This is a genomic window from Methylobacterium organophilum, assembly GCF_022533465.1.
Classification (GTDB): domain Bacteria; phylum Pseudomonadota; class Alphaproteobacteria; order Rhizobiales; family Beijerinckiaceae; genus Methylobacterium; species Methylobacterium organophilum.
In genome coordinates this window covers 2,515,384-2,530,841 of the sequence record NZ_CP092848.1, presented here as the reverse complement: position 1 = coordinate 2,530,841, position 15,458 = coordinate 2,515,384, and the positions used below count along the sequence as shown (strand labels likewise).

Sequence of the window (15,458 nt, the reverse complement as noted above, 5' to 3'; positions counted from 1 at the left end):
TTCTGGCATGAACGAGACGCCGGGGTGGTACGCCCTCGCCCTCTCCGCGGACCTCGATCCGGGCACCTCCACCGGGACGCGCCTGTTCGGCAACGAACTCGTCGTCTGGCGCGATCAGGCCGGCGCGGCCCATATCTGGGAGGACCGCTGCCCGCATCGCGGCATGCGCCTCAGCTTCGGCTTCGTGCGCGGCGACCACATCGCCTGCCTCTATCACGGCTGGCAATACGACACCGCCGGCCAGTGCCGCTACATCCCGGCCCATCCGGATCTCGAGGTCAGCCCGATGATCCGCACGCGCACCTACCGGAGCGTGGAGCGAAGCGGCCTGATCTGGGTGGCCTGGGAGACGGAATCCGATCCGCCGCCCGAGACTGCGGCGGAGTCGCTCACCGTCCTGCGCAGCCTGACCCTCGACGTGCCGGCCGCGAGCCTCCCCGACGCCTTCGCCGTGACGGAAGAGGCGGACGGGCTTCTGCGGGGCACCCTCGCCGGGCTTCCCGTGCGGCTCGCGGTGCAGCCGCTCGCGCCGGCGCAAAGCGCTGCCCACATTCTGCTCGACGGTCCGAGCGATGCCTTTACGAGCGCAGACCGTGCACGGGCCGCGCATGCCTGTGCAGCACTCCGCTCCGCGCTCGAAATGCGGGCAGCGTCATGAGCCCGATCCTCTACGACTACGAACTCGACGAGAACGGCTACAAGGTCCGGCTGCTGCTCGGCGCCCTCGGGGTCGCCCACGAGACGGTGGGCGTCGACATGTTCCCCGGCGCCGAGCAGACGCGCTCGCCGCTGATCGAGCGCAATCCGCTCGGCACCCTGCCGATCTTCGTGGACGGGGAGACGGTGCTGCGGGAGGCGGAGGCGATCCTCGTCTATCTCGCCCGCCGCCACGATCCGGCCGGGACCTGGCTCCCCGGGGAGCCGGGCGCGCTGGGGCAGACCATGGCCTGGCTCGTCTTCGCCGCCCGGGACCTGCACGCCGCGACGCTCGCCCGCCGGACCGCGATGTTCGACGTGCCCGGCGACGCCGCTTCCCTGGAACAGGCGTCGCGGGCCGCCTTCAATGCCATGGAGGACCACATGGTCCTGCGCGGCATCGCCGGCGGACGCTGGTTCGTCGGCGAGAGCGCGACCATCGCCGACCTCGCCCTGTTCCCCGCCTTCGCGCTGAGCCGCGACCACGGCATCGACCACGAGGCCTACCCGGCCCTTCGCCGCTGGATGCGCGCCGTGCGCACTCTGCCGGGCTTCCGCACCATGCCCGGCATCCCGGACTACCACTGAGGATTTCATGACGATGAGAGTGTTCCCATGACGCCGGGTGCCGTCGACGCGGTCCTGCGGGGACTGAAGAAGGCGGGCGTGTCCGTCGCCTGCTACCTGCCGGATTCCCTGTTCAAGCCGCTCTATCCGGCGCTCGACGCCGATCCGGACATCCGCACCATCCCCGTGACCAACGAGGGCGAGGGCGCCGCGATCTGCGGCGGCGTCTTCCTCTCGGGCAAGCGCGCCGTGCTGGTGATGGAGAATTCGGGCCTGCGCGCCTCGGTCGAGCCCCTCGCCCGGATGGGGCTCGGTGCCGGCATCCCGGTGGTGATGCTGATGAGCTACCGGGGCGAACTCGGCGAGAACAATTGGTGGGCGATCCCCCACGGCATCACCATGGAGCCGGTGCTCCAGGCCCTGCGCGTGCCCTATCGCGTGGTGCGCGAAGAGGCGGAGGTCGAGCGCAGCATCGAGGACGCCTACGCCTCGGCCTACGCCTCCTACTACCACACCGCGATCGTTCTCGGCGGGAGCCTCGTGCGATGATGACACGCTACGACTGCATGAAGCTCCTCAGCCGCCGGCTGAAGGACGAGCTCGTCATCCTCTCCCTCGGGGGCAGCGTGGACGAGTGGTACGACGCCGCCCCGCACATGCGCGCGGCGAGCCTGTTCCAGCAGCAGCTCGGCTGCGTGACGCCCCAGGCCTTCGGACTCGCCGCGGGCCTGCCCCATCGCCGCATCGTTTCCCTCGACACGGATGGCGGCCTGCTCTTCAACCTCGGCATCCTGGCGACGCTGGCCAACGAGCAGCCGAAGAACCTGTTCGTCGTCGTCTGGGACAACCAGTGCTACCAGTCGATCGGCGGCCCGCCGACCCACACCGCCAAGGGCCGGGTCGATCTCGCCGGCATGGCCCGGGGCGCCGGCATCGAGCACGCCTACACGGCCCGCGACCTCGACTCCTTCGAGCGGCATTGCGCCGAGGGCCTTGCCGCCGACAGCCCCTACATCGTCGTCGCCAAGGTGGACGGCACCGTGCGGGCGGGCATCAAGCGCAAGCACAGCGACGGGCGCGAGGACAAGTACATCTTCGTGCGCCATGTCGAGGCGACCGAAGGCATCGTCATCATGGGCCCGAGCGAGCACAACTGATGCTCACCGACGCCGATGAGGGACTGAAAGCCGCCTACGACATCATCGTCGTGGGCGCCGGCACCGGCGGCTGCGTGGTGGCCGGGCGGCTCGCCGCCGCCGGCCTCCAGGTGCTGCTGGTTGAGGCCGGCCCGCGGGACGAGGCGCATCCCGCCGTCGCGGATGCGGGCGCCTGGGTGAGTCTGCTCGGCGGCCCCCTGGATTGGGGGCTCGCCTACGCGCCGGGGCCGCAGATCGGCGGCCGCGTGGTCCCGATCCCGCGCGGCCGGGTGCTGGGCGGTTCGAGCAGCATCAACGCGATGCTGTGGAACCGCGGGCACCGCGCCGATTACGACGCCTGGGCCGCCGCCGGCGCCCCGGGCTGGGACTTCGACAGCATCCTCCCCTTCTTCAAGCGGGCGGAGGACTGGGAGGGCGGCGAGACGGCCCTGCGCGGCGCCGGCGGGCCGCTGCGCATCGAGACCGCGCGCGATCCCCATCCCGTCGCCCGCGCGCTCGTGGAAGGGGCGGCCGAGCTGGGCTTCCCCGTCCTGGCCGACGCCAACGGGCCGGACATCGCGGGGGCCGCCTTCGCCAACCTGAACCAGCGGGCCGGACGGCGCTGGAGCGTGGTGGACGGCTATATCCGCCCCCTCGCCGGCAACCCGAACCTCACGGTGCTGACCGGCTCCGCCGCCCTGGAGCTCACCTTCGAGGGCTCGGCCTGCACCGGCCTGCGCCACAGCCTCGACGGCCGCATCGTCGAGACGCGGGCGCGCCGGGAGGTCGTGCTGGCGCTGGGCGCCATCGAGACGCCGCGCCTGCTCATGCGCTCCGGCATCGGCGATCCGGAGGACCTCGTCCGCCTCGGGCTGCCCCGGCGCCTGGCGCTGCCCGGCATCGGGGCGAACCTGCAGGACCATCCCCTGCTGATGGGCGTGAATTTCCGCGTCGAGAATGCTCTCGGGCCGGTGCGGGACAATGGCGGCGGGGCGCAGCTCAACTGGCGCAGCCGCGACGGGCTCGCCGTGCCGGACCTCCACGCCTTCGTGGTGCAGGGCCCCCATGCCGGCCCGGAGATCGCCGCCGAATACGGCGTTTCCGGCCACGTCTTCGCGGTCTCGCCGGGGCTGATGGGCTCGCGCAGCGTCGGCTTCCTGCGGATGGAGAGCGCCGCCCTCGACGGGCCGGTCACGATCCAGCCGAACTATCTCGCCGAGGCGGCCGACCGCGACGCCCTGGTCGCCTCCCTCGACACGGTGCTGGCGCTCGCCGACACCGCGCCGTTCCGACGGCTCGGCGCCGTTCCGCTCTCACCCCCGCGGCGGCTGACGCGTGGGGAGGCCGGGCGCTTCGTGGAGCGGACCTGCTCCACCTTCTTCCACACCTGCGGCACCTGCGCGATGGGCACCGGACCGGCCGCCGTGGTCGATCCGGCCCTGAACCTGCATGGGGCGACGGGCCTCCGCATCGCCGACGCCTCCGTGATCCCGCTCATCCCGACCTGCAACACGCAGGCCCCCGTCGTCATGATCGCCGAGCGCGCCGCTGACCTCGTCGCGGCCGCCGCCTGAAGAGTATCGTCATGAGTACCGATCGCATCCTCGCCGCCGACCTCGTCCTGACCATGGATGCGGAGAACCGCGTCCTCACCGACGGTGCCGTGCTGGTGCGGGGCAACCGCATCGGCGCCGTGGGCAAGCGGGAGGAGCTGGTCGCGGCCCATCCCGCCGCTGCCCTCGTGCGCCTGCCCGACCGTCTGCTGATGCCGGGCCTCGTGAACGCGCACATGCATTCCGGCTTCCTGCGCGGCACCGCCGAGCACCTGCCGGTCTGGGACTGGCTGCGGCTGCACATCAACCCGATGCACCGGGTCCTGAACGCGCAGGAAGCCGAGGCGGCCTCCTGGCTCTGCTACGCGGAGAGCGTGCTCTCGGGCACCACGACGACCCTCGACATGTGGCGCTTCATGGAAGGCAGCGCCAAGGCCGCGGAGGGCCTCGGCAACCGCCTCGTCTGCGTGCCCTATGTCGGCGAGCACGCGGATTACGACTATTTCGACCGCCTCGACGACAACGAGGCCCTGATCGAATCCCGCCACGGCAGCGCGGAGGGACGCATCTCGGTCTGGGTCGGGCTGGAGCACCTGTTCTACGCCGACGAGGCGGGACAGCGCCGGGCCATCGAGCTGGCGAAGCGGCACAACACGGGCTTCCACACCCATTGCAGCGAGGCGGAAGTCGAGGTCGCCGAGTTCGAGCGGCGCTATGGCTGCCGGGCGATGTTCGCCCTCGACAAGCTCGGCTTCTTCGAGGCCCCCAAGGCGCTGATTGCCCATGCGGTCTGGCTCGATCCGGCGGAGGTGGCGCTGATCGCGGGGCGGGGCGTCGCAGTGGCGCATAACCCGGTGAGCAACATGAAGCTCGCGAGCGGCATCGCCCCGATCGAGGCCATGCTGAAGGCCGGCGTCGCGGTCGGGCTCGGCACCGACGGCGAGAAGGAGAACAACAACCTCGACGTGTTCGAGGAGATGAAGACCGCCTCGCTGCTCGGCAAGCTCAAGAGCCTCGACGCCGCCGCCCTCGATTCCTGGCAGGCCCTGCGCATGGGCACGATCCTCGGGGCGAAGGCGCTCGGGCTCGATCACGAGATCGGCTCCCTCGAGGCCGGCAAGAAGGCCGACCTGATCGCGGTTCGTACCGACACGCCGCGCATGACGCCGCTCTTCGGCGAGGGGTCGTATTTCAACCTGCAGCACAATCTCGTCCACGCGGTGCGCGGCTCGGATGTCGACCTCACCATGGTCGACGGACGGGTCGTGGTGCAGGACGGCCGCCTGCTCGGCACGGATCTGCGCGGCCTGATCGACCACGTGCGCAGCCTCGCGCCGGACCTCTTCGCCCGCCGCGCCGCCTGGCTCGCCGAGCACGAGACCGGCACGGTGCAATGGACCGGCCCCGGCGCGTGAGGCCATGGAACGGAGCCGGCGCGGGCGGCGACGCCCCCGCGCCGGGAGAGCGAGGAGGGACAGGGACATGACGCTCGAACCAGCGATCCGGGATGAATGGTATGTGGTGGGCGCACTGGCGGAGTTCGGCCGAGGGGAGACGCGGACGCGTCTCCTCGGCAGCGACCTCGTGATCGAGGCCGGATCGGAGGGCGATCCTCCGTCCGTGCGCGAGAGCGGCGGCCGGGCGCTGCCGGTGCGCTGCCGCTACGGCTATCTCTGGACGAGCCTCGGGGATCCCGCCCGCGAGCCGCCCGCGATCCCCGAGACGGAGGAGACGGACCGGCGCCACGTCGTCTGCGGATCGGTGCAGGTGCGCGCCTCGGGCCTGCGGATCATCGAGAACTTCCTCGACATGGCCCATTTCCCCTTCGTCCACACGGACATCCTGGGCGCCGAGCCGCATACGGAGGTGCTGCACTACACCACCGAGATCCGGCGGGACATCGACGAGGTCTGGGCGACGAACTGCCAATTCTTCCAGCCGCAGGCGGCTCTCTCGGCCACCACCGGGATCATGACGCAGTACCAGTACCGCGTCGCCACCCCGCACGTGACCATGCTCTACAAGACCTGCCCGAACGCGGCGAACCGCTGGGACGTGATCTGCCTGTTCGTGCAGCCCCTCGAACCGGGGCTCTGCAAGGTGCACCCGGTCATGTTCCTGATCGACGACGTGTCGCGGCTGTCCGATCTGGTGGGCTTCCAGCAGCTCATCTTCCTGCAGGACCGCATCATCCTGGAAAACCAGAGGCCGGTGCTGCTGCCGCTGGAGCCGAAGGCCGAGATCCCGACCCGCGCGGATTCCTCGTCGGTCGCCTATCGGCGCTGGCTGAAGGAGAAGGGCGTCGTCTACGGCACCACCCTCGCCGCCTGAAAAGAGAGCGGCCTCTCCCGGCCGTGCGGGCCGGGAGAGGCCTTCGTTCCTGCCGTCATGGTCGCCGGCCGCTCAGTTGATGGCGGCCGCTTCCTTCACGACATCCTGTCCGGGGCGCGAGACGCGGACCCGATCGCCGACGCGGCTGATCTCGACCGCTTCGGCGGCGTTCCCCTCGGCGCGGGGGGTCGAGAAGGTCACGCTCTGGTCGGCGGCGAGCACCGTCTCGAAGCGGACGGCCGGGGCGGCGGCGCGCGGCGCCAGGGTGACGACGACGCGGTAGCCCTTCGCCTCCGGGGTATAATAGGCGACGCCCGAGAGCGTGCCGAGATCGACGCTGCCGGCCTGAACGGCCCGGATCTCCGCGGCATCGGCGGCCGAGAGGCTGCCGGCCAGGGCGAGGGTGGCAGCGAGGATGGTGTTTCGGATCGTCATGGTCTTGGATCTTTCCCTTGTCGCCAGGGCCCGATGCCCTTGCGTCTGGGGCGAATATGCTGTGCACCGCAGCATGTATCAAATCGATCCGATTGCTGATGACTATCGATCATAATGATCTGAGCAAGCTCGATCTCAACCTGCTCGTGGCCCTGGACGCCCTGCTCGCCGAGCGCAGCGTCACCCGGGCGGCGGCCCGGATCGGCATCGGCCAGCCGGCCATGAGCGCGAGCCTCGCGCGTCTGCGCCGCCTCTTCGACGACGACCTGCTGACCCGGGTGCCGGACGGGATGCGGCCGACGCCGCGGGCGCTCGCCCTGGCCGAGCCCCTGCGCGCGACCCTGCGGCAGGTTCAGGCGCTGGTGCGCCGGGACGAGGCCTTCGACCCCGGGACCGTGGAGCGGACCTTCACCATCAGCCTGCCGGACAGCGCCGAGATGCTGCTCGGCACCCGGCTCCTGGCCTATCTGCGGGCGGAGGCCCCGGGCATCCGCCTGCTGCTGCGCAGCTTCGACCGCAGCCGCATCCTGGAGGAGCTGGACACGGACCGGATCGACCTCGCCATCGGGCTCTCCTTCGAGGGCCAGCTCCACCACAAGCAGCGCCTGCTCTACCGCGACAGCTATGTCTGCCTGTTCGATGCGCGCCAGGTCGGGCTGACGCCGCCGATCTCCCTGGAGGATTACCTGCGCTTCCCGCACATCCTGACGAGCCTGCGCGAGACCGCGCATGGCGTCGTCGACGATGCCCTGGCCAAGCTCGGCCTGAAGCGGACGCTGGCGGTGACGACCCCGCGCTTCCTCGTCGTGCCCTTCCTGGTGCGCTCCGCCCCGGTCATCACCACGATGCATGCCCGGCTCGCCCACGACTTCGCCGGTGCCCTCGGGCTGACGGTGAGCCCCGTGCCGGTCCCCCTGGACGACGTGGCGATCTCCATGGTCTGGCACGCCTCCTACGACGACGACCCGGCCCATCGCTGGCTGCGGCAGGTCCTGGTCCGGCTGGCGGAGGAGACGCCGCCGGCGGCGATCGCGTAGCCCCGATCCGCAGGAACCCCCTGGCGGTCATGCCGATTGGCTTGACCATAGGGGGCGAACGCCCCGGGCGGAGCGAGGGAGGCGATCCGATGCCGCAAGCGGGACGAGCCGGGATGGGGAGAACGGGCCGGAGGCTCATGGCCGGCGCGATCCTGTCGGCGATCCTCTCGGCCATGGCCGCGGGCGCGGTCCAGGCGCAGAGCGCCGCCAACCCCAACGACCAGCCGACCGCCGGGACGCTGCCGCCCGGCACAGACACCGTGAAGGGCGACGGGCACGCCGCCCATCGCCCGACGGGCGACGTCTCGGCCCCCAGCGCCATCCGGCCCTCCACCACCGTCGTCCCCTCCGGCAAGGGCAGGGCGGAGCGCACCAACCCCCTCGATCACCTCTCAGACCGCTTCAAGACCCGCAGCGGCACGGACGACCGATAGGCCGGCGCCGCCCGGACCACCGACACGAGGGAGGAAACCCATGGGATTGCTCGATCAGGTCATCGGCGGCGTGGTCGGCCAAGTGCTCGGCCGCGGACAGCAGGGCGCCCTGTCGCCGATCGTGAAGGCGCTGCTGATGCTGCTCCTCGCCAAGGGCGCGAGCGGCGGCTTCGGCGACATCTTCGGCCGCGGCCATGCCGAGGCGGAGGGCGGCTCCCCTCCCCCGCCGCCCCGGCAGGACGGGGGCGACCTCGGCGGCTTCGGCGATGCGCCCCGCGGCGGCCCGGCGCCCGACGACAGCGATTTCAGCGATCTCGCGGGCATGCTCGACGGGCCGGGCGAGCGCGCTCCGGGCGCCGGGCCCTACGCGCATCTGGACCGGGAGCCGAGCGAGGAATCCGGCAGCGCCGGCGGATTGGACGGCCTCGTCGAGAGCTTCCGCCGCAGCGGCCTCGGGGACGTGATCGAATCCTGGATCGGTCCCGGCGGCAACCACGCCATCGCCCCGAGCCGGCTCGCCGACGCCCTCGGGCCGGATACCCTCGACAGCCTGAGCCGCGCCACGGGCCTCTCCCGCGACGATTTGCTGGCCCAGCTGGCGCAGGCGCTTCCGGGCGTCGTCGACCGGCTGACACCGCAGGGCCGTTTGCCCAGCGAAAGCGAACGCCGCGGCTGGTGAGGCCGCCCTTCCTCTTCTAAGACGCGCGCATCGACCCGGCCTCCGGGAGAAACCCCGAGGCCCGGCCATCGATGATGCGCAACGTGACCGTCGTCCCGACGCAGGAAATCCTGCAGAAGCCGGGCGGCGCCTTCTTCCGCGGCGGCCCGATCTGGCCCTGGTGGGCCCTGCAGGTGCGGGCACGGCAATGCCGCGGCCTTCTGCCCAGGCCCGTCGATTCCCGCCCGCGCCCGGCCGGCCCGCCGGAGGCGATCCACGACGAGGGCGCCTGGTGCGGCCCCATCGTCGAGCATTACGGGCACGCCATCGCCGATTTCGGCATGCGCATCGCGGGCTCCGTCACGCGGTTCCCGGCCGGGATGCCCCTCGTCTTCTGCGCGCCGGCCGATCCGGACTTCCGCGAGCCGGGCTATTTCCGGGAGATCCTCGCGCAGCTGCGCGTCGACCCGGCCCGGGTGCTCGTCGTGCGCCGGCCGACGCTGTTCCGGCGCCTGCACGTCCTGCCCCAGGCCGAGCGGATGGACGGCGGCGGCCCGAGCGAAGCGCATCTCGACCTGATGGACCGGCTCACCGGCGATGCGCGGGCCGTGCCGAAGGACATCGGCGTCCTCTACGTGTCCCGGGCCGGGCAGCTCACCGGGCGGCTCGCGGGGGAGAGCTATCTCGATACGGTCCTGACCCGGGCCGGGGTCCGGGTCTTCCACCCGGAATTCTCGGGCCTGCCCGAGCAGGTGGCCTTCTATGCCCGCGCCCGCTCCCTCGTCTTCGCGGAGGGCTCGGCGATCCACACCCTGCAGCTGATGGGGTACCTCGGCGTCGAGATCGCCGTGCTGGTGCGCCGGCCGCGCCAGCGGATCGCGGAGGCCTCCCTGCGGCCGCGGGCCGATCGCCTGCGCTATCTCGATGCCCTGCACGGCATCGTCTACGGGCGGCGCCGCTCGGGCCAGACCTACCCGACGCGGGGCATCTCGGTGCTGCGCGACGACAAGGTCATCGCCTGCTTCCGCCAGGTGGGTGTCGATCTCGCGCCGTTCTGGGACGGCGACGCCTTCCGCGCGGCACGCGATGCGGACATCGCGGCCTGGATGGATTTCACGCGAAAACTCGCCCTGCATCCCCGGGCGATGGAGACGGCGCAGGCCTGCCTCCGCCATCTCGGGATCACGATCGAAGCCTGAGCCCGATCGCCAGTCGCCCCCTGCCCCGGCTGGCCGGGGTCAGACGCCCGCCTCGCTGCGGCGACCGGTGGGGGTGAAGGCCGAACTCGGCACGCTGCCGGGGGGCGTTGCTCCGATCAGGCTCATCGGAGCGGTGGCCGGGATCTTGGCGACGGGCGCCTCGTTGGCCGCGGGCTCGGCCTTCAGGGGCGTGAAGGTCGCCGCCGCGGCCTTGGCCGCCGCGAGATCCTTCGCGCTGAGCTTGGCCGCAACGTCGTCGCGCTTCTTGCCCGCTTCGTCGTCGCCCTGGGCCGCCGCGGCGGAGAACCAGGCATAGGACTGGACGAGATCCTGCGAGACCCCGAGGCCGCGGGCATAGAGCACCGCGAGATTGTACTGGCTGTCGCGCACGCCGTGCTCGGCCGCCTTGCGGAACCAGGTCGCGGCGGCGGCGAAATCCGGCTTGCCGCCGGCGGTCGGGTTCTCGGCGTGGACCACGGCGAGGTTGTGCATCGCCCGGATGTTGCCCTGGTCGGCCGCGCGGGCATACCAGAGCTTGGCCTGGGCCAGGTCGCGGGTGACGCCGGTGCCCTTGTCGTAGAGGCTGCCGAGCTTGAACTGGGCCGGGGCGTAGCCTGCCTGGGCCAGGCTCTGGAACAGCTTGGCTGCGAGCGCCGCGTCCTTCGTCAGGCCGCGCCCCTCGGCTTCCCGCTCCGCGAGCTCCCAGATCGCCGCGCCGTCGCCGTCGAGGGCGGCCTGCTTCAGCCGGGCGAGGCCGGGGGGGATGCCGGCGAGATCCGGCGCGAGCGCCGCGACCGTGGTGACCCGCGGCACCGCGCTGCGGCCCTTGTTGGACGGGGCCGGATCGGCCGCTTCCGGCTTGGCCTCGCTCGCCACCGGCTTGGCCGCGCGGTCCTCCGCTGGCGCGATCGACTGCGTCGTCGTCGGATCCGGGTTTGCCGGGCGTTCCGCGGCGTCCTGTGCCGGCGCCGACCCGGCGGGCGCCGGCGCCGTGGCGGCGGTGGCGGCCGGCCCCTCCGGCGGCGCGGAAGCGGCGACCGGGGTCTGAGCCGGCGCCTCCGGCTCGCCCATCGTCACCGTCCAGGCCTGGAGGGCGCCGAGCACGAGCACGATGGCGGCGAGCCCGAGCAGGAGCGGGCGCCGCCGCTTGCTGATCTCCGCCCGGAAGGCGGCCGTGCGGCCATTGCCGCCCACCGGCATCGCGGGGGACGCGGCGTCCGCGCGGCCCGGCGCCTTGCCGGCACCGGCCTCCCGGTTCCGGCCGGGCGCTCCCACCTCCGCGGCGATGTCAGCCTGGGCGGCCTGGGCCGCGCGGCGGGCCGCGGCGATGAAGCTCGTCTTGATGTCGCCGCCGCTGGGCGCGCCCGCGGAGGACGCAGCGGCTCCGCGACCCGGCTGCGGGCGGGCGGCGCCGGGCTCCAGGAGCTCGTCGCCGAGATGCCCGATCTCGGTGGGGATGCGCGGCCGCTCCAGCCGCTTCGCCTTGGCGGCTCCCTCGTCCGCGGCGGAGGCACGGGGGGCGGGCTTCGGCGCGGAGGGCTGCGGAGCGGCGGGGGTGTCGGATCCGAGGCGGGCGAGGAGCCGCTCCAGAGCCGTGTTGACGTTGTCCATGGTCGCGAACAGGCGCGCATCGGCCGCGTTCTGGCGCGCGCGCAGATCGGCGAGGTCGGCCCGCAGGGCCTCGCTGCCGGCGCCCTCGTGGCCGGATTGCAGCGCCTCGGCCACGGCCTTGCGCGCCGCTCGCTCCAGCGCGGCCTCCACCGCCCCGCCGTCGCGGAGCGCCGAGACCTGGGCGATCAGGTCGCCCATGGTGCGCTCGATCGTGGAGAGGGCCGGGTCGCCGCCGCGGCTGTCGAGACGCTGGGCCAGGGCGACGACCTGGCTCTCCAGGGCGTCGAGATTGGCGTTGCCGCCCGATTCCAGCCGGTCAATCTTCTCGGCCAGGTCGTGCAGCATGCCGTGGATCGAGGAGAGCTGGCCCTGCTGCGGCGCCTGGCTCCGGCGCAGCGCCTCGCCGAGATGGTCGAGCCGGCCGACGATCTCGCCGACGGAGTTGCTCGCCTGCTGCTCGCCCATGCGCTCGGCGAGCGCCTCGATCCGGTGCAGGAGCTCGGTCTCGCCCGGGCGGTCCATGCCGCTGCGGATCTCCTCGAGCAGCGGCTTCAGCTCGGCCACGCCCGCATCGGCGGCGCGGACCTGAAGCTGCGCGATCTGATCGCTGATCGCCTGCAGGCCGTGGGTGAGCCCCTGGATCCGCTCTGGGCCGGCCAGGCCGCCGAGCAGGCGGCGAATCTCGTCGAGTTCGGTGAACAGCCCGTCGAGGGCGTCGCGCTCGGCGAAATTCGCCGGCGCGCCGGTGGCGAGGCGGTCGACCTTGTCGGCCAGCCGCTCCACCTCGCTGGAGAGCCGCGCATGCACGTTCTCGGCGACCTCGTCGGCCAAGCGCCCGACCTGGACCCGCATCAGCTCGATCGGCGCGGAGATCGCGGCGAGGTCGGAGGGTTCGCGCGCCCGCTGGATGTCGGAGGCGAGGGCTCGCATCGCCTGCTCCAGGGCGCCCACGTCCCGGCCCGTGGCCAGGGTGCCGATCGAATCGCGCAGCTTGCCGGTTTCCTCGCGCAGGGCGCTGATCGCGGGCGAAGGCGCGCCGGGCACGGGCGCCGGGGCAGGCGCGGCGCTCGCATCGAGCTCGCGCTGACGCTTGCGCACCTCCTCCACGGCGCTGCGGACCTCGCTCAGCAGCGGCTGGCCGCGGCGGCCGAGGGCCCGCGGCCGGCCGATTTCCTCGCCGAGCTCGCTCACCCGCTTCTCGAGGGCGCCGATCGCCTCCGCGGCGGCCTGGGAGGAAGCCTGGCGCTGCTCGGCGATGGTGCGGTCGAGGGCGTCGAGGCGCCGCATCATCTCCGCGATCGAGGTGCCGACGGCATCGGCCACGGCCTCGTCGGACGTCGCCGAGGCGGGTGTCGGCGCCACGGCCGGTTTGGGCGCCGCACGCTCGCGGGTCGCCGGGACCCGGGCCGCGAGGTGCTGGTTCGGCGGAACGGTGGAGCGGGCGCGCTTGCGCGGGGTGGCCTTGGTACCGGCGGCGGCCTTGGCGGGAACCGACTCGGTCGCCCCCTCGACCACGGAGGCGATCCACGACTCCACCGGCACCCCGGCGCGATGGGCGACCTCGCGGGCGGCTTCGAGCACCTCGGGATCGAGGCCCTCGAGAGTGGGGTTCGCGTTGCGACTCATCGTCAGACCCGGGGTCGGCGGCTTGGGCTCCGGTCCGAAAGGCAACCCAGACTCGCGCCGAAGGCTGCCGCAGATCGGACCCATTGGCTGCGACCTTTAACAATCTTGGTAAACGGCCCGTTAAGTCGCCTGGGAAAGACCGTTAAGCTTGTCGGGGCAGGCGCGCCGTACCCCCTTTACCGCGGCCCGGGAGATAGTTTACATATGAACTAAATCGCGTGGTTCCGGGTCGCCGACGAGGCGGGGCCGGACGGGAGGAGCGGACATGCCGAGCTATCGTGCGCCGGTCGAGGACGTGGTGTTTCTCTTGAACGACGTGCTCGGCTTCCACCGACACGACAACCTCCCCGGCTTCGCCGACGCCTCCGCCGACGTGGTCGAGGCCGTGCTCAACGAGGGCGGCAAGCTCGCCGCCGAGGTCCTGGCGCCGGTGAACCTGAGCGGCGACCAGGAAGGCTGCACCCGCCACGAGGACGGCCGCGTGACGACGCCGAAGGGTTTCCAGGAAGCCTACACGGCCTATGCCGCGGGCGGCTGGATGGGCCTGTCGGTGCCGGAGGAATATGGCGGCCAGGGCTTGCCGCACGTCCTCAACACGGCGATCCAGGAATTCGCCTCGGGCGCGAACCTCGCCCTCGGCATGTATCCGGGCCTGACCCAGGGCGCCATCGCGGCCCTGCTCGTGCACGGCTCCGAGGAGCAGAAGCGCACCTACCTGCCGAAGATGGTCGAAGGCGCCTGGACCGGCACCATGAACCTCACCGAGCCGCATTGCGGCACGGATCTCGGCCTCCTCAAGACCAAGGCGGTGCGCAACGCGGACGGCTCCTACAGCCTCACCGGCACCAAGATCTTCATCTCGGCCGGCGAGCACGACCTGTCCGAGAACATCGTTCACCTCGTCATCGCCCGGATCGAGGGCGCGCCGGCCGGCACCAAGGGCATCTCGCTCTTCGTGGTGCCGAAGTTCCTGGTGAACGCGGACGGCTCGCTCGGCGAGCGCAACGGCGTGTCCTGCGGCTCCCTGGAGCACAAGATGGGCATCCACGGCAACGCCACCTGCGTCATGAACTACGACGGCGCCAAGGGCTGGCTCGTGGGCGAGGAGAATCGCGGCCTCAACGCGATGTTCGTGATGATGAACGAGGCACGGCTCGCGGTCGGCGTCCAGGGCCTCGGCCAGTCGGAGGTCGCCTACCAGAACGCGGTGGCCTACGCGAAGGAGCGCCTCCAGGGCCGCGCGCTCACCGGCCCGAAGGCGCCGGACAAGGCCGCCGACCCGATCATCGTCCACCCGGACGTGCGCCGCACCCTGATGCAGATCCGCGCCTTCAACGAGGCGGCCCGCGCCCTGATCCTCTGGACGGCCCTGCAATCCGACATCGCCCACCGCTCGCAGGATGCCGGCGAGCGCCGGGGCGCCGAGGACCTGCTCGGGCTGCTCACCCCCGTGGTGAAGGGCGTGCTGACCGACCGCGGCTTCGCCAACGCCGTCGAGGCCCAGCAGATGTTCGGCGGTCATGGCTATATCGAGGAATGGGGCATGTCGCAGTTCGTGCGCGATGCCCGCATCGCCATGATCTACGAGGGCGCCAACGGCATCCAGGCGATGGACCTGATCGGCCGCAAGCTGCCCAAGGACGGCGGCCGGGCGATGATGCTCTTCCTCGGCGAGGTGCAGACCTTCATCAAGGACCACGCCGAGACCGAGGCGATGAAGCCCTATACCGGCCCGCTCCAGGCCGCCCTGAACGATCTCCAGGGCGCCGTGATGTGGCTGATGCAGAACGCCATGGCCAAGCCCGACCATGCCGGGGCCGGCGCCACCGACACCATGCATCTCCTCGGCCTCGTCGCCCTGGGCTACATGTGGGCCCGGATCGCCAAGGCCGCCCTCGACAAGGCGGGGGACCCGCGCATGGAGGCCAAGCTCGTCACCGGCCGCTTCTTCATGGAGCGCATGCTGCCCGAGACGGCCCTGCGCCTGACCCGGATCAAGGCGGGGGCGGACACCACCATGGCGCTCGCCGCCGAGGCGTTCTAACGAAGGTTCAACCCTCCCCCCTCCGCGGGGGAGGGTGCCCTGCGGATGCAGGGCGGGAGAAGGGCCGGCCAAGTCTTTCCGGAGGCGGGGCTCCCCTCTCCCGACCCCCTTCGGGGGCCACCCTCTCCCGC

The 15,458-nt window shown here is 72.0% G+C and carries 14 protein-coding genes; 12 read left to right on the top strand and 2 right to left on the bottom strand.

What is annotated here, in order from left to right; all coding sequences use genetic code 11:
- Positions 1–7: 7 nt before the first annotated feature.
- From MMB17_RS11740 to MMB17_RS11710, 7 genes are all read left to right on the top strand, one after another.
- Positions 8–658, top strand: a complete 651-nt coding sequence (locus tag MMB17_RS11740; protein ID WP_241102028.1) for a Rieske (2Fe-2S) protein — start codon at positions 8–10, stop codon at positions 656–658.
- A complete protein-coding gene (locus MMB17_RS11735; protein WP_241102027.1) occupies positions 655–1,284 on the top strand; it encodes a glutathione S-transferase family protein in 630 nt (209 codons plus the stop codon). The genes MMB17_RS11740 and MMB17_RS11735 overlap by 4 nt, the downstream gene beginning before the upstream one ends.
- A gap of 27 nt (positions 1,285–1,311) precedes the next feature.
- Positions 1,312–1,812 (top strand): thiamine pyrophosphate-binding protein, encoded by a 501-nt coding sequence (locus MMB17_RS11730; RefSeq protein WP_238311646.1) that lies wholly within the window; start codon positions 1,312–1,314, stop codon positions 1,810–1,812.
- Positions 1,809–2,420, top strand: coding sequence for a thiamine pyrophosphate-dependent enzyme (locus tag MMB17_RS11725; protein ID WP_238311647.1), 612 nt, complete (start codon positions 1,809–1,811; stop codon positions 2,418–2,420). The genes MMB17_RS11730 and MMB17_RS11725 overlap by 4 nt, the downstream gene beginning before the upstream one ends.
- A complete protein-coding gene (locus MMB17_RS11720; protein WP_241102026.1) occupies positions 2,420–3,973 on the top strand; it encodes a GMC family oxidoreductase in 1,554 nt (517 codons plus the stop codon). Before MMB17_RS11725 ends, MMB17_RS11720 begins: the two co-directional genes overlap by 1 nt.
- Before the next feature lie 11 nt (positions 3,974–3,984).
- The gene (locus MMB17_RS11715) at positions 3,985–5,367 is read left to right on the top strand and encodes an amidohydrolase family protein (RefSeq protein WP_241102025.1); all 1,383 of its coding nucleotides are present in this window, start codon (positions 3,985–3,987) and stop codon (positions 5,365–5,367) included.
- Between the two features lie 67 nt (positions 5,368–5,434).
- Positions 5,435–6,283 carry an aromatic ring-hydroxylating oxygenase subunit alpha gene (locus MMB17_RS11710; protein WP_238311650.1) on the top strand — a complete coding sequence of 283 codons (849 nt, stop codon included), beginning with the start codon at positions 5,435–5,437 and terminating at the stop codon, positions 6,281–6,283.
- Positions 6,284–6,355: 72 nt separating this feature from the next.
- Here MMB17_RS11710 and MMB17_RS11705 read toward each other — a convergent pair whose 3' ends face one another.
- Entirely contained in the window at positions 6,356–6,718 is a 363-nt protein-coding gene (locus MMB17_RS11705; protein WP_241102024.1) for a hypothetical protein, read from the bottom strand.
- 98 nt (positions 6,719–6,816) lie between these two features.
- Here MMB17_RS11705 and MMB17_RS11700 point away from each other — a divergent pair, with 98 nt between their 5' ends.
- The 4 genes from MMB17_RS11700 (at position 6,817) to MMB17_RS11685 (ending at position 10,046) form a co-directional block, all read left to right on the top strand.
- Positions 6,817–7,755 (top strand): LysR family transcriptional regulator, encoded by a 939-nt coding sequence (locus MMB17_RS11700; RefSeq protein ID WP_241102023.1) that lies wholly within the window; start codon positions 6,817–6,819, stop codon positions 7,753–7,755.
- 137 nt (positions 7,756–7,892) lie between these two features.
- Positions 7,893–8,189 (top strand): hypothetical protein, encoded by a 297-nt coding sequence (locus MMB17_RS11695; RefSeq protein ID WP_238311653.1) that lies wholly within the window; start codon positions 7,893–7,895, stop codon positions 8,187–8,189.
- A 40-nt stretch (positions 8,190–8,229) separates the two neighbouring features.
- Positions 8,230–8,868: a YidB family protein gene (locus MMB17_RS11690; protein WP_241102022.1), complete on the top strand. Its 639-nt coding sequence runs from the start codon at positions 8,230–8,232 to the stop codon at positions 8,866–8,868.
- A 71-nt stretch (positions 8,869–8,939) separates the two neighbouring features.
- The gene (locus MMB17_RS11685) at positions 8,940–10,046 is read left to right on the top strand and encodes a glycosyltransferase 61 family protein (protein ID WP_241102021.1); all 1,107 of its coding nucleotides are present in this window, start codon (positions 8,940–8,942) and stop codon (positions 10,044–10,046) included.
- 39 nt (positions 10,047–10,085) lie between these two features.
- Here MMB17_RS11685 and MMB17_RS11680 read toward each other — a convergent pair whose 3' ends face one another.
- Positions 10,086–13,283, bottom strand: coding sequence for a tetratricopeptide repeat protein (locus tag MMB17_RS11680; protein WP_241102020.1), 3,198 nt, complete (start codon positions 13,281–13,283; stop codon positions 10,086–10,088).
- A gap of 265 nt (positions 13,284–13,548) precedes the next feature.
- Here MMB17_RS11680 and MMB17_RS11675 point away from each other — a divergent pair, with 265 nt between their 5' ends.
- Complete coding sequence (locus MMB17_RS11675) at positions 13,549–15,327, top strand: acyl-CoA dehydrogenase C-terminal domain-containing protein (protein WP_238311658.1); 1,779 nt, start codon at positions 13,549–13,551, stop codon at positions 15,325–15,327.
- Positions 15,328–15,458: the final 131 nt, after the last annotated feature.